This window comes from Variovorax sp. P4_B10, from assembly GCF_056402375.1.
Genome location: NZ_JBFUHN010000001.1, coordinates 194,352 through 206,699, shown reverse-complemented (window position 1 = coordinate 206,699; position 12,348 = coordinate 194,352). Strand labels below are relative to the sequence as shown.

General features: G+C 64.7%; 12 protein-coding genes. 3 read left to right on the top strand and 9 right to left on the bottom strand.

The window, feature by feature from the left end; all coding sequences use genetic code 11:
* Positions 1–66: 66 nt before the first annotated feature.
* The 7 genes from AC1DXX_RS01005 to AC1DXX_RS00975 are packed head-to-tail and all read right to left on the bottom strand — an operon-like array spanning position 67 to position 6,213.
* Positions 67–933: a HoxN/HupN/NixA family nickel/cobalt transporter gene (locus AC1DXX_RS01005; RefSeq protein WP_478132296.1), complete on the bottom strand. Its 867-nt coding sequence runs from the start codon at positions 931–933 to the stop codon at positions 67–69.
* A complete protein-coding gene (locus AC1DXX_RS01000; RefSeq protein ID WP_478132295.1) occupies positions 930–1,277 on the bottom strand; it encodes a nitrile hydratase accessory protein in 348 nt (115 codons plus the stop codon). Before AC1DXX_RS01000 ends, AC1DXX_RS01005 begins: the two co-directional genes overlap by 4 nt.
* 11 nt (positions 1,278–1,288) lie before the next feature.
* Entirely contained in the window at positions 1,289–1,918 is a 630-nt protein-coding gene (gene nthA, locus AC1DXX_RS00995) for a nitrile hydratase subunit alpha (RefSeq protein WP_478132294.1), read from the bottom strand.
* Positions 1,915–2,682, bottom strand: coding sequence for a nitrile hydratase subunit beta (gene nthB, locus AC1DXX_RS00990; protein ID WP_478132293.1), 768 nt, complete (start codon positions 2,680–2,682; stop codon positions 1,915–1,917). Before nthB ends, nthA begins: the two co-directional genes overlap by 4 nt.
* Complete coding sequence (locus AC1DXX_RS00985; protein ID WP_478132292.1) at positions 2,679–3,701, bottom strand: CobW family GTP-binding protein; 1,023 nt, start codon at positions 3,699–3,701, stop codon at positions 2,679–2,681. Before AC1DXX_RS00985 ends, nthB begins: the two co-directional genes overlap by 4 nt.
* 11 nt (positions 3,702–3,712) lie before the next feature.
* Positions 3,713–5,389, bottom strand: coding sequence for an MFS transporter (locus tag AC1DXX_RS00980; RefSeq protein WP_478132291.1), 1,677 nt, complete (start codon positions 5,387–5,389; stop codon positions 3,713–3,715).
* A gap of 26 nt (positions 5,390–5,415) precedes the next feature.
* Entirely contained in the window at positions 5,416–6,213 is a 798-nt protein-coding gene (locus AC1DXX_RS00975; RefSeq protein ID WP_478132290.1) for an alpha/beta fold hydrolase, read from the bottom strand.
* Between the two features lie 211 nt (positions 6,214–6,424).
* Here AC1DXX_RS00975 and AC1DXX_RS00970 point away from each other — a divergent pair, with 211 nt between their 5' ends.
* The gene (locus tag AC1DXX_RS00970) at positions 6,425–7,798 is read left to right on the top strand and encodes a sigma-54 interaction domain-containing protein (protein WP_478132289.1); all 1,374 of its coding nucleotides are present in this window, start codon (positions 6,425–6,427) and stop codon (positions 7,796–7,798) included.
* Here the strand turns inward: AC1DXX_RS00970 and pdxR are convergent.
* A complete protein-coding gene (gene pdxR / locus AC1DXX_RS00965; protein ID WP_478132288.1) occupies positions 7,746–9,299 on the bottom strand; it encodes a MocR-like pyridoxine biosynthesis transcription factor PdxR in 1,554 nt (517 codons plus the stop codon). The genes AC1DXX_RS00970 and pdxR overlap by 53 nt on opposite strands.
* An 83-nt stretch (positions 9,300–9,382) precedes the next feature.
* Here pdxR and AC1DXX_RS00960 point away from each other — a divergent pair, with 83 nt between their 5' ends.
* Together AC1DXX_RS00960 and AC1DXX_RS00955 are read left to right on the top strand one after the other, a co-directional pair.
* On the top strand, positions 9,383–10,015 hold the full coding sequence (locus tag AC1DXX_RS00960; RefSeq protein ID WP_478132287.1) for an FMN-binding negative transcriptional regulator: 633 nt from the start codon (positions 9,383–9,385) through the stop codon (positions 10,013–10,015).
* A gap of 17 nt (positions 10,016–10,032) precedes the next feature.
* Positions 10,033–10,377, top strand: coding sequence for an antibiotic biosynthesis monooxygenase family protein (locus AC1DXX_RS00955; protein WP_478132286.1), 345 nt, complete (start codon positions 10,033–10,035; stop codon positions 10,375–10,377).
* Positions 10,378–10,666: 289 nt separating this feature from the next.
* Here the strand turns inward: AC1DXX_RS00955 and AC1DXX_RS00950 are convergent, their stop codons facing one another.
* Complete coding sequence (locus tag AC1DXX_RS00950; RefSeq protein WP_478132285.1) at positions 10,667–12,037, bottom strand: MFS transporter; 1,371 nt, start codon at positions 12,035–12,037, stop codon at positions 10,667–10,669.
* Positions 12,038–12,348: the final 311 nt, after the last annotated feature.

Here is a 12,348-nt window from a genome sequence, read left to right as displayed (position 1 = left end):
GCGCCCGGCTGCTGCCTGATCGCTGGAAGCAAAGACGCTTTCACCGACGTACGCCGCGGGGCGACATCAGGAGGTCCGCGAAGGGAGGGGTGTTGGGGGCGCGTCTTCCCGAAGGCCGGGCATGGCGGCCGCTTTCGCGCTGCGTGCGCGCCTGGCACTCCATGCCCAGATGCCCAACATGACAACAACCAGCGCAGCGCCGGCGAATGAAAACGCCATGTCGTCGAGTTCGACTTCCGGCAACAACGCCTTGGCCACGTTGTAGACAGCCACGCCGAATGAGATGGCAACGATGAGCCAGCCCAGTGTCCGGCGCACGCGGCGCCCTGCCTCCGGGTTTTCGATGCCTCGGCCGATTCGGCAGATGATGCGGCCGTCCAGCGTATCGGTGACCATCATCCCTGCCGTAAAGGTCATCCCCGCGAGCAAGGCAGCCCATGCACCGCCGTTCTTGTTGCTGGCGACGTAGCCCCAGGCTGCCGCCTGTGTGGCAGTGTCGAAGACGGTGGCGAACAGCACGCCGATGACCACCACCGACCAGGCACTCGTCTGCTGCCGCAACCGCGCAGGGATCAGGCTCATTTTCCAGCCGGTCGGCGTGTAGGCCTCGTCCCTGCGCAGCAGCAGGCGCAGATTGAGGCAGCCGACCACGATCAGCAGCAAGGTTGGAATCCATCCGAAAACGGTCACCACGAGGCCCGGAGGATCGAAGTGCAGCGCAAGCTTGCTGACGACCACCGCGATCAGCGTGACCAGCAGGCCGTGACCGAGCGCGAACAAGGTTCCGATCCAACCTGCATTGGTATGCGAATGATTGAGTGCCCGCCAGGTCAGGCTGTCGATGCATGCAATATGGTCGGGGTCCAACCCGTGCCGCAGCCCCAGCGCGAACATCAGGAACAAGCCGGAAAAGGACAGCCACTCGGCGCTCATTCATGGCTCCGCAACGGCCGATCGGCCAGGACCCGGGCCAGCTCGCCTTCGGTGACCACTTGCTGCCGTTCCAGAACCTGCAGCAGCGCCCCGAAGAACCGCTCGTAATAGTCCCACGGCGGCTGTGCTGCGCAATCAAGCCGTTCCCAGTCGCCGATCGATTCAATCAGGTGCTGCCGGAAGTCCTCCCAGTCGAAGTGCCCCTGCTTGGCCACCGCCAGCGTCAATCCGAAGAGCTGCCGTTGCCACGCCTCTGCAAAGAACAGCTTGCCCTGGCTGCGGGGCGGCGAGTCGGCATGGCCCAGCATCTGGGAAGCCGCATATTCCTCGAAGCGAGTGAACATGGCACCTCGCTTCAGGCCGCTGTAGGCGGCGGTACCAGCGCGACGCCCATCATCGCCTCCGGCGTGACCAACGCGGCCAGTTGCTCTTCGCTGAGGCCGTCGGTGTTGGCCGGCCGCTCGGGCACGACGAACCAGCGAACCTGCGCGCTGCTGTCCCACACCTTCACTTCGGTGTGCTTGCTCACCGGCACGCCGAACTCGCGCAAGACTGCACGCGGCTCGCGCACGCCTCGGGCGCGGAACACCGGATCCTTGTACCAGTACGGCGGCAGACCGAGCACCGGCCACGGATAGCAGGAACAGAGCGTACAGATGATCAGGTTGTGCACACCCGGACCGTTGGCCACCGCGGCCATGTGCTCACCCTCGGCGCCTTCCATGCCCAGCGGCAGCTGAAGTTCGGCAATGGCCTGGGGCGTGTCGTCGAGCAGGCGCTGCTTGTAGGCGGGATCGACCCATGCCCGCGCAACGATGCGCGCGCCGTTGAACGGCCCGGCAACCCTCTCGAAATGGTCGAGCACCGCATCGACCGAGTCGCTGCCAATGACGCCTTTCTCGATCAGCAGGGCCTCCAGTGCGCGCACCTTCGCGGCACTCGCCGCTTCGCGCTCGTCGTCGTACTTGAACAGGTCGCTGCTCATGGCGTTCTCTCTTCTTTCTCGGGCGTTCGGGATTGCAGGTAGACCTCGAAGAGGTCGGCGTAGATCGTCGTATTCGGTTCGCAGAGGTCGGGGCCCCAGATGTCGCTCGCGTCAAATGCGATGCGGTACACCGGCATCGGCCCCTCCAGCCCGTCCGGACCGGTCGAACAGAAATACTCGAAAGCACCCGGGTACACCTCGCGGACAACGCCCTTCTTGTTGCGCAGGTAGCCGGGTAGCCGCGTGTGGTCAGCCGCCGCAGGGTCGGCCACCTGCACCGCCTGGCCGACCGTGAACCGCGGTGCATGCGGCAGCGGCCGCAGGCTGGAGTCGCCTTGCAGCAGGTAGTCGACGATCTGGCGTTTGATCGTCTCGCTGAACCGCTCGGGCAGCGGCGCGTCGGGCTGGACGCGATAGTGCGCGGTCCACCAAGCCAACTCTTGGGTTGTGATGTAGCCCTCGTCGACAAAAAACTGGCTGATGCCCATCAGCCATTTCTCGTAGTAGCGGAACTTGAAGTACTCGAAGGGCTGCATGCCCTCGGCACCGGTGCGCAGCGAGGCCCAGGTCCAGGTGTGCTTGAACGTGGTGGGCAAGCTGGCCATCGGATATCTGGGCAATGCCTCTGCGAGGTGGGCGCTCTCGGCCATCATCACCGTGTGGATGCCGAAGATGCGCTTCTCCCACTCCTGCACGAAGACCCGGGTTTCGAGGCTCACAGGCCCGAGGTTCTCGAGACCGCCCAGCGCATGCTGGAGTTTCATGGGTGCTCCGTTTCAGATTCGAAGAAAGGAGCCTGCGCCCGTTCAGGTTGAACCGCCAAGCATCCGAGGAAGCCCTCGCGCAAGGCGTCGGCCGCCAGTTCCCGTCCGATGAAGACCAGCTTGCTGCGGCGCGGCTCGTCGGGGGCCCACCGCCGCCCAGGCCGCGCGTCGAGCAGCATGTGCACGCTGTGACAGTGGAATTGGCGCGCCTCGCCGTCGAAGTGAAGCACTCCCTTCGTGCGCATCAGCCCTGCGCCTTCGCGTTGGACAAGCTGGTTCATCCAACGGCTGAACCGGTCCGGGTCGATGGCGCCGTCGGTTTCCATGCAGCACGAGCCGATCGAGGTGTCGTGCTCGTGGTCGTGCGCCTCGCCACTCAGCAGGTCGGGCTCGATCGACAGCACGTGCGGCAATGAGAAACGCTTCGTGCCCAGCAGCTCGGCGGCCGAAACCTGTGCTCGCTCGGTCCGGACCAGGTGCGCAGCCGGATTCAGCCGGCGCAGCTCTCCCTCGAGTTGCTCCAGCTCCGGTGCGCTAGGGATCTCGACCTTGTTGAGCACGATCACGTCGGCGAAGGCGACCTGCTCGCGGACGATGTCGTCGCCGATGTGGAGCAGGATGTGGCGCGCATCCGCGACGGTGACCACCGACTCGAGTTCCACGAGTTGCAACAGGGCGGGATCGGCGAGAAAGCTCTGCAGCACCGGAGCGGGATCGGCCAGACCGGAGGTCTCGATGATCAGCCGCTCGATCGGACGTTCGGCGCGTTGCAGGAGCTCGCATACCGCCGCCGTCAGGTCCTTTCGCACCGTGCAGCAGACGCAGCCGTTGGTGATCTCGATCAGCGGCTGGTCATCGGCGACGATCAGCTGCCCGTCGATGCCGACCTCGCCGAACTCGTTGACGATGATGCCGATGTAGGTGCCGCTGCACTGCGCCAGCAGGTGGTTCACGAGCGTGGTCTTGCCAGCCCCGAGGAAGCCGGTGACGATCGTGACGGGGATCTTGGCGAAAGCCATGCCGGTCCGATCTACTGTTCGGACGCAGCGAGCGTCGAGGTGGCACGCGGCGCTTCCGTTGCCGCCACTGGCTCGCGCATGTCGAGCCCCCGGCGATCACGAATGCAGAAGGCCCCCACCACCAGTGTGAGCAAAGCTACGACAATCGTGTAGACGAGGCCCCGGAAGATGTCGCCGCTGCTCACGACCATTGCAGTGGCGATGAACGGCGCAAAGCCGCCAATCCAGCCATTGCCAAATTGCAGAGCTACGGAGACGCCGCTGTAACGCACCTGCGTTGGAAACTGCTCGACCAGGAACGCGCCCATTGGCCCGTACACCATGGTCGCGAGCAGGACCAGCACGAACAGCATCAGCACGACCATGGGCGCGTTCACGCGTGCCGGGTCGGCCGTGAGCGGCATGCCGCGTTCGACGAGCACGCGGCGCAGTGCCGCTTCATCGAAACCGGTCAACGTCGTCTCGGCGACCACGAACTGCAGCTCGCCCGCCTGCGGCCGCAACGTGTACGGCACGCTTTGCGCGGCCAGGAACGAGCGGGCGCGCGTGCACGGCTTGGTCGCCTTCGGCTGGAACAGCTGGCCGATGAAGGACTGGTCCTCGCTGCAGTCGCCGCCTTGGATGACGACCTGGGTGCGGGCGCGGAACTCTTCCTGCGCCGGGTTGCCGTACTTGGCCATGCCCTGGAAAAGTGGCATGAACAGGATTGCGGAAAGCAGGCAGCCCGTCAGCATGATCCACTTGCGCCCGATCAGGTCGGACAGCCAGCCGAAGAGCACGAAGAACGGGGTGGCCAGCACCAGGGCGATCGTGAGGTATGCGTAGGCGGACTGCGGCGGCAGCTTGAGCGTCGCGGTGAGGAACTGCAGGCTGTAGAAATGCGCGGTGTACCAGATCACCGCCTGCCCGGCCACAGCGCCGAAGATCGTCACCAGCACGATGCGCAGGGTGCGCGGATCGCCAAAGGTGTCCTTGACCGGGTTTCGCGAGCCCTTGCCGTGCGCCTTCATTTCGAGGAACACCGGCGACTCTTCCAGACGCATGCGAACGTAGAGCGAGTACGCGAGCAGTCCGATCGACAGCATGAACGGCACGCGCCATCCCCACAAGGCAAAGGACTCGGCCGACATCGACGAGCGCAGCACCATGATCACGCCCAGGGAGACGAGCAGCCCGATGGTGCCGGTGATCTGCAGCCAGCTGGTCATGAAGCCACGGCGGCGCGGATCGGAATGCTCGGCGATGTAGGTGACCGCGCCCCCGAACTCGCCGCCGATCGCTAGCCCCTGCAGAAGACGCAGCAACACCAGAAGCGCGGGCGCGGCCCAGCCTATGGTCTCGAACGTGGGCAGGAAGCCGATGGCGGCGGTGGCGGTGCCCATGATCATCATCGTCACCAGAAAAGTCTTCTTGCGCCCGACCAGATCGCCGAGACGCCCGAAGACGATCGCACCGAAGGGCCTCAGCACGAAGCCTGCGCCGAAGGTCGCGAGCGACGCGAGGATGGCCGCCGACTCGTTGCCCTTGGGAAAGAACAACCCGCCAAAGAACACGGCGAGGCTGCCGTAGATGAAGAAGTCATACCACTCCAGCACCGTGCCAAGCGCTGCGGCGAAGACCACCCGGCGCGTTTCACGCGAACGCTCGGGCGTCGCGGGGGATGTCTCGACTGTTGTTGTCATGTCCATACTCCTTGATGTATGGCGGGCGCGCGTCAAGCGCCGCTCCGGTTGTCGATGCGAGCAATGAAGTCGCGCAGGATCGAATTGAAGCGCTCGGGCTGCTCGAGCATCGGGAAGTGCGCGGCGCTGGGCACCAGTTGCAGTATCGCGCCGGGAATGCCGGCGGCGAGCGCATGCGACTCGGCCGGCGGGGTGATGGCGTCCTCCTCGCCGCAGACAACGAGCGTCGGCAATGCCAGACGGGCGAGTTGCGCCCGGCTGTCCGCCTCGTTCAGCGAGACGATGGCTTCGCGAGCAACGAATTCCGGAGTCTGCGCCACCTGTTCGCGCGCAAAGGCCACCAGTTCGGCTGAGGCGGCGGAGGCGAACGAGCGGTCGATCACCGCCTGGCTCGCCGCAGTGACGCCCAGAGTGTCGATGGCGTGCAGCACATTCTTCACGTTCACGTCAGGGCCGAGCCCGTGGGGCGTGGCGCCCACCAGCACCAGCGCGCGCAAGCGGCTCGGGTGCGCGAGCGCGAAACGCTGGGCGATCGTGCCGCCCATCGACAGCCCCACGAGGATGGCGTCGTCGAGATGCAGCTTGTCGAACAGCAGCACGAGGTCGGTCACGAACGCGTCGATCGTGTAGCGGCGCGAGCGCGGTGATGCCGAGCGGCCGTGGCCGGGCAGATCGGGCACCACCAATCGGTGGTCGCGCGAGAACACGCCCATCTGCTGGCGCCAGAATTCGCCGGTCGTGGTGAAGCCGTGGCAAAAGACGAGCGCCGGGCCGTGGCCCGCCACGCGCACGTGCATGTCTCCGATTGAAATAGTGTCGTTCATGTGCATTTCCAAATGAAAGGGTGGAAGCCGCCACGCCGCGTCGAATGCGAGGCGGAGGGCACAGAGCAAATCCGAGGCCCGCTCGGCGGACGTTTTCGCGATTTCGACAAGTGCTTGATTTGCTTGGATAAATGCTCGCCACGGCTTCGATTGACGGCTTGGAGCACATGCATTAGTCTCAATATTGAGTCCTAACGTCGCAAATACGAGACGAAAAATGCCCTTTCCCGAATGGTTCGGCTCCGGCCAGAACGAGGCCGAGTTCCTGCGCCGCGTGCTCGACCACGTGTCCGACTGCCTGGTGGCGGTCGACACCAATGGCCGCGTCGTGCTCATCAATGCGCCCTACTGCCGCCTGCTGGGCGGCCCCCAGGAAGACTTCATCGGCCGGCACATCACCGATGTCGTGTCGCCGAAGACGCGCCTGCACCACGTGGCGCGCGGCGACCTCTCCGTAACCATGATGCCGCTCGAAGTGCGGGGCCACCAGTTGCTCGCGCGGCAGGTGCCCGTCTACCAGGACGAGCGAATCATCGGCGCGGTCGGTCTGGCGCTGTTCTCCAACATGGCGGCGCTGAAGAAGGCGGTGGCTGTCGTCGGCGACCAGGGGCGCGCCATCCACAGCCCGCCCACGCCGTGGACCGTGCGCTACGGCATCGACGACATCCTGGGCCAAGGCGCCCGGATGGACGCAGTGCGCGCAGCCATCGAACAGGCCGCGCCGCTCTCGCTGCCCGTGCTCGTCCAGGGCGAGACCGGCAGCGGAAAGGAACTGGCAGCCAACGCGATCCACGCACTGTCGCCGCGCGCCCGGCGGCCGTTCGTGTGGGTCAACTGCGCGTCCATTCCCGAATCGCTGATCGATGCGGAGCTCTTCGGCTACGAAGGTGGCGCCTTCACCGGCGCCCGGACGCGCGGCAAGCCGGGCAAGTTCGAGCTCGCGAGCGGCGGCACGCTGTTCCTCGACGAGATCGGCGACATGCCCCTCAGTCTGCAGGCCAGCCTCTTGCGTGCCGTGCAGAACCAGGAGATCGTGCGGGTGGGCGGCGTCTCGCCGATCCCGATCGATACCCGCGTCGTCTGCGCCACCCACCGCGACCTTCAGGAGCGTGTGGACGCGGGCCAGTTCAGGGCCGACCTGTACTACCGGCTCAATGTGCTCGGCGTGCGCATGCCCGCGCTGCGCGAGCGCAACGACCTGGAGTGGTTGGCCGAGCAGTTGCTCGAGCGCATGGCGCTGCGCGAAGGACTGCCGGGGCGCCGGGTGCCCTCATCTGTTCGCGCGCGATGGCTGGCCTTCGACTGGCCAGGTAACGTGCGGCAGTTGGAAGCCGCGCTGCTGCGCTTCCTGCTCTCTGGTGAAGCAGGGCTGCCGGATCAGCCTGTCGCAAAGCGCCCGCAGGCCATTGCCGGCCGGCACGGAACGACCCCAACGACTACGCTGCAGGCGCACCTCGACCGCGAGCGCGATACCTGCATACGAAAGACGCTCGCAGAGACTGCAGGCGACAAGGACGAGGCCGCGCGCCGGCTGGGAATCAGCCGCGCGACGCTGTACCGGGAGCTTCGACGCTCGCCCGCTTTGTCTTAGCGACACTCGCGATCGGCTTCGCACCCCGCACGGCGATCACCGCAGCCAACACACGCATCCCCTGGTCGATCTCCTCCACCGACAAGCTGGCATATCCCAGGATCAGTCCAGCCGGCCGGGGTTGCATGCGCGACTCCGGCTTGGCGAACAGCGGCGACACCGGGTAGACACCCACCCCCTTGCTGCGCGCAGCAGCCGCCAGCGCGGGCTCGTCCTGCGGCCGCATGAAGGGCAGCCAAAGCACCACATGCAGCCCGGCCGCCGCACCGATGACCGTGGCGCTGGCAGGCAGGTGGCGCGCAATGGCCTCGAGCAATGCCGCCCGGCGACGCTCATGCTCGCGGCGCGTGCGCCGCACGTGGCGCTCGTAGGCGCCGCTATCGATCAGCGACGCCAGCACACGCTGCTCCAGCACGGGCGCGTGGCGGTCGGCCAGCCGCTTGGCCTGCCGGAACACCGGCACCAGTTCGGGAGGCAGCACCAGGTAGCCGAGCCGAAGCTGCGGCGACAGCGCCTTGGAAAAGGTGCCCACGTAGATCACGCGGCCATCAGTGTCTACCGACTGCAGTGCGTCGATCGGGCGCTGGCCGTAGCGAAACTCGCCGTCGTAGTCGTCCTCGACGACCCAGGCGCGGTGCGTTCGCGCCCAACGGAGCAGCTCCAGGCGGCGGCCGATGGGCAGCACGCCTCCCAGTGGAAACTGGTGCGAAGGCGTCACATAGGCCAGGCGGGTGCGATCGTCGTTTGGCAGCATGGCGGTGTCCAGCCCTTGGGCGTCCACCGGTATTGCCAAGGGCTCGGCGCCCGTGGCCTCGAAGCACCGGCGCGCCATCAGGTAGCCGGGCTCCTCGAAGACGAAGGCGTCGCCGGGATTCAACAGCAGCCGCGCGCACAGGTCGATGGCCTGCTGTGAGCCGTGCACCATGAGGATCTGCTCGGCATCGCAGGCCAGGCCCCGCGCGCGTCGGAGATACCCCTGCAGGGAGCGGCGCAGCGACGCGTCGCCTTCGGGCGCAACGTAGTAGAGCCGGCGTTGATGGCGCAGCAGTTCGGCCTGGTAGGCGCGTCGCCAGGCCAGCGCCGGAAAGTCGCGAGAAGCCACCGCTCCATACAGGAAGTCGATGCGGCAAGGTTCCACAGGAGCAAGTCCGGGCATATCGACCGCGGCCACGCGACATCCGAAGGCCGAGAGAGTCGGTGCAGTCCTGCCGCGCTGCTTCGGTCTCGTATCGGGACGTTCGGGCGCTACCAGCGGACTTGCGACACGGGCAACTCGCCCGGCCGACGTGACAAGGAAGCCCTCGGCCGCGAGCTGCTCGTAGGCGGCGGTGACGGTGGTACGCGACACCCCCAGGTCAGCCGCCAGAGCACGCGTTGACGGCACCTGCGCACCCGCGGCGAGCGTCCCGTCGGCGATCTGGGAGCGCAGCAGGTCGTAGATGCGGCGTCCGGCCCTGTCGGTACCGGAACTTGTGCTCGGCGGCGTTGAAAACTGGCCCATGCAAAAGGAATAAAACTGGACCTTCCCATTGTGCCGGTTCCGCGCGACAGTACCAGCAGCCCACACCATTCACACCCTCCCTGATGTACATCCCGACGCACTTTGCCGAAACAAGACCCGAGGAACTGAACCGCATCATCCGCGAGCATCCGCTGGGTGCGCTGGTCACGCATGGGACCTCGGGATTGGATGCCGATCACCTCCCTTTCGAGTTCGACCCCGACGTGGGAACGCATGGCTTGCTGTCGGCGCACGTCGCTCGCGCCAATCCGCTGTGGCAGCGCTGCCCCACCGGAACTCCGGTGATGGTCATCTTCAGCGGCGCCCAAGCCTACATCTCGCCTAACTGGTACCCATCCAAGCACGAGGCGCACCGCCAGGTGCCCACCTGGAACTACGAGGTGGTGCACGCGCACGGCGTGCTCACCGTGCACGACGACGAGCGCTTTGCGCGCGGCATCATCGCGCGCCTGACGCGGCGCTACGAGGCGGCCGAACCGAAGCCATGGAAGATGGGTGACTCCGCACCCGAGTACATCGACAGCATGGTGCGCAGCATCGTGGGCATCGAGATCGCCGTCACCTCGCTTGTGGGCAAGTCCAAGCTCAGCCAGAACAAAGAAGCGCGCGACCGCCTCAATGCCGCAGAAATTTTGAAGGCACGCGGACACGAAGAAATGTCGGGACTGATGCGCAACGCCACGGGAGCAAGCTGACGAGGCCTGCACGCCCCATGTACACGTCCACCTTCACTTTCGCAAAGGGCGAGTTCGACGACGAGTTCCATGCCTTGGACAACGCCATTGCCCAGCTTGCCAAATCCGTCCCAGGCTACTTTGGCGAAGAGAGTTGGGAGAACCCTGCAACAGGGCTCGTCTCCAACGTGTACTACTGGAAGACGATGGAGGCGCTCCAGGAGCTCACCGGGCACTCTGCACATATCGCTGCAAAGCAGCGCCAGGCGCTTTGGCTCAAGGGCTATCAGGTGGTCATCGCACAGGTTGTCCGCTCCTATGGCGATGGCGGCATTCCGCACCCGCTCGCTGGCGAAACGCGATCAGTACCTTGTGTCCGCTGAATTTCGGCGCTCTTATGAACAGCGACGGAGTCGATCGGATGCGGCGTCTGGATCGTCGAACGGAGAATCGTATGGCCTGGATGCTTCGTAAGCAGTCAACGGCAACCTCTTCTCCGCGTCCCCTGCGTAGGTGAGGAACTGTGGGTTGCAGATGGCCTAGCCAACACCTGGTCCGTTGGGATGCATCCAGAAGCTGAGCTGGTCAACAAGATGATGCATGCAGGTGTCGAGGCAATGGTCAATACCGACGACCGGCCCGTCTTCCGGATGGAAATCAACAACGCAGCGATTAAGCCGCGGGCCTTGGTACGCTTTTCAGCTCGGCGGCGGTGGTTGCATCGGGAAAAGCGGTACCCGCGTCATGCAACGATATCTTCGCCGTTTCCGGCAACATCAATCCACCCATCAGTCCCATCACCGCGATCGCGACCAAATACAACGCAGGCGACATGTTGTTGCCCGTCGTCGTGATCAGCCACGTGGCGACGAGCGGCGCCGTGCCGCCAAACACCGTAAAGGCCAGGTTGAAGGTAGTCGCCGAAGCGGTATAGCGCGTGCGCGTTGGGAACACTTCGGATAACAACGGCGGCGTCACCACGTTCGCCAACACCGCGCCAATCGCCAGCAAGCACACGCCAATTACCGACGGCGAAAAATGCCCCGAACCCACCAGCGAGAACGATGGATAGACTGTAATGATCAGGATGCCGCACGCCGTCAACATAGTCTTCCGGCGGCCCGCCCAGTCTGAATACAGACCAGCCAGCGGACACAGCGCCGCTGCGAATAACAACGCGATCACCGTGATCAGCAGCGACGTCGCTCGATTCAACCCGCCTGCCACTTGCAGGTGAGTCGCAAAGTAGGTGGTGAACATGTAGAACGACACTGCAGTCACCGAGATAAACGCTCCCAGTTTCAGAATGCCCGCTGCCTGCGTGCGCAGCGTGTCGCGCAACGGCGCGTGCGCCACCTTGTGCTCGCCTTCAAGCGCGCGAAACGCCGGGGTTTCGCTGAGATTCATCCGCAGGTAAAGACCGATCAGGCCGGTGGGCGCGGCGGCCAGAAACGGTACACGCCAACCCCAGGCGCTCATGGCCTCGGCGGAAAGCGAAGCGTCGAGCGCATAGGCCACTACCGCAGCCAGCGCGAAGGACGAGAATGTCGATATCGGTAGAAAGCTACCGTAACGCGCCCGCTTATGCTGCGGCGCATGCTCCATCACGTAGGCGCATGCGCCGGCATATTCGCCGCCGGCGGAGAAACCCTGCACGCAGCGGAGTACCGTGAGCAGGATCGGCGCGAACACGCCGATCGCGGCATATGTCGGCAACAAACCGATCAGCGTGGTCGCCCCGGCCATCATCAGGATGGTTAGCGCGAGAGTGCGCTTGCGGCCAATGCGGTCACCAACTACGCCAAAAAAAATGCCGCCCAGCGGCCGGAATGCAAATGCCACCGCGAAAACGGCGAAGGTCTTGAGCAGCCCGACTGCCGGATCGCTGCTCGGGAAAAACTCCCGCGTGAGAATGGTTGCGAGAAAACCATACGCGGCAAAGTCGAACCATTCGACGAAATTGCCGAACGATGCCGCGAAGATCACCTTACGCAGCGTTTTCGGATCAACTTCGGGGGATGATGCTTTTAACGTTATCGACATTCGATGATTTCCAGGAAATAGAACGGTAATGGATGATGGCTTTCCGAGCGAGCCGGCATACCTGAAACGCGCCCGTTGGATCTCCTGAAGTAGACGCGACCATAAGTTCTGTTTCTAGGATGATCGAGCCATGATGATTGGACCGAAGCGACATCGAGGCCAGGAGCTACCCGCGCAATCAACACGAAATAGCTTTGAGCCCATCCAGCCCCTGCTCTCAACTCACGATAAGGCGGCGACTACGAAAGCTAGTCTTGGGACAATGAAAGATCAGCCCGCGCTGCTCATTGCGCATGCACCACCGCAGGGGA

What these genes read in the sequence shown, in the direction of transcription:
- nthA (WP_478132294.1), bottom strand. Translation starts at nt 1,918, where the DNA reads ATGAGCAGCGACCTGTTCAAGTACGACGACGAGCGCGAAGCGGCGAGT.
- AC1DXX_RS00980 (WP_478132291.1), bottom strand. Translation starts at nt 5,389, where the DNA reads ATGGACATGACAACAACAGTCGAGACATCCCCCGCGACGCCCGAGCGT.
- AC1DXX_RS01005 (WP_478132296.1), bottom strand. Translation starts at nt 933, where the DNA reads ATGAGCGCCGAGTGGCTGTCCTTTTCCGGCTTGTTCCTGATGTTCGCG.
- AC1DXX_RS00955 (WP_478132286.1), top strand. Translation starts at nt 10,033, where the DNA reads ATGTACACGTCCACCTTCACTTTCGCAAAGGGCGAGTTCGACGACGAG.
- AC1DXX_RS00960 (WP_478132287.1), top strand. Translation starts at nt 9,383, where the DNA reads ATGTACATCCCGACGCACTTTGCCGAAACAAGACCCGAGGAACTGAAC.
- AC1DXX_RS00985 (WP_478132292.1), bottom strand. Translation starts at nt 3,701, where the DNA reads ATGGCTTTCGCCAAGATCCCCGTCACGATCGTCACCGGCTTCCTCGGG.
- AC1DXX_RS00975 (WP_478132290.1), bottom strand. Translation starts at nt 6,213, where the DNA reads ATGCACATGAACGACACTATTTCAATCGGAGACATGCACGTGCGCGTG.
- pdxR (WP_478132288.1), bottom strand. Translation starts at nt 9,299, where the DNA reads ATGGGCCAGTTTTCAACGCCGCCGAGCACAAGTTCCGGTACCGACAGG.
- AC1DXX_RS00970 (WP_478132289.1), top strand. Translation starts at nt 6,425, where the DNA reads ATGCCCTTTCCCGAATGGTTCGGCTCCGGCCAGAACGAGGCCGAGTTC.
- nthB (WP_478132293.1), bottom strand. Translation starts at nt 2,682, where the DNA reads ATGAAACTCCAGCATGCGCTGGGCGGTCTCGAGAACCTCGGGCCTGTG.
- AC1DXX_RS00950 (WP_478132285.1), bottom strand. Translation starts at nt 12,037, where the DNA reads ATGTCGATAACGTTAAAAGCATCATCCCCCGAAGTTGATCCGAAAACG.
- AC1DXX_RS01000 (WP_478132295.1), bottom strand. Translation starts at nt 1,277, where the DNA reads ATGTTCACTCGCTTCGAGGAATATGCGGCTTCCCAGATGCTGGGCCAT.